We start from the raw sequence: 704 nt of genomic DNA on the forward strand, positions 1-704 counted from the left end.
TAAACACCAGCCGGTGTATTCGCAGCCACACTTACCGCTCCTGTTGCCGGATCGAGTGTTACTTTACCATTGCTATCATTTGTACCGTTGGTGATGGTCACATCAGCCAAAGTCGGAGCAACAGTCGTTCCGTTGTAGGTATCATTTGTCAAAACATTAGCTACTGCCGTTCCACCAGTTACCGAATTTGAAGTACCTGCATCATCTTTAGCCAATAAAGTACCTGAAGCCACGGTTACTTTCACCGTTGCGGTAGAAGTTTTCGAAGCATCTAGTTTATCGGTGATCGTATAAGTTAAGGTATAAACGCCAGCCGGGGTATTCGCAGCCACACTTACTGCGCCTGTAGCCGGATCGAGTGTTACTTTACCATTGCTATCGTTGCTACCATTCGTGATGGTCACATCAGCCAAAGTTGGAGCAACAGTTGTTCCGTTGTAAGTATCGTTTGCCAAAACATTGGCAACCGCTGTTCCGCCGGTTACTGAATTTGAAGTGCCGGCATCATCCTTCGCCAATAATGTACCTGAATTCACGGTTACTTTCACTGTTGCAGTAGAAGTTTTCGAAGCATCCAGTTTATCGGTGATGGTATAAGTTAAGGTGTAAACACCAGCTGGGGTATTCGCAGCCACACTTACCGCGCCTGTTGCCGGATCGAGTGTTACTTTACCATTGCTATCGTTTGTACCGTTGGTAATGGT

At 46.4% G+C, this 704-nt stretch carries 1 protein-coding gene; it reads right to left on the reverse strand.

From position 1 onward, the window contains the following. Positions 1-704: hypothetical protein (locus AC07YT_RS25070; protein ID WP_494945587.1), on the reverse strand; the 704-nt coding region annotated here is incomplete at both ends.

The organism is Pedobacter sp. GW460-11-11-14-TSB4, assembly GCF_059423705.1.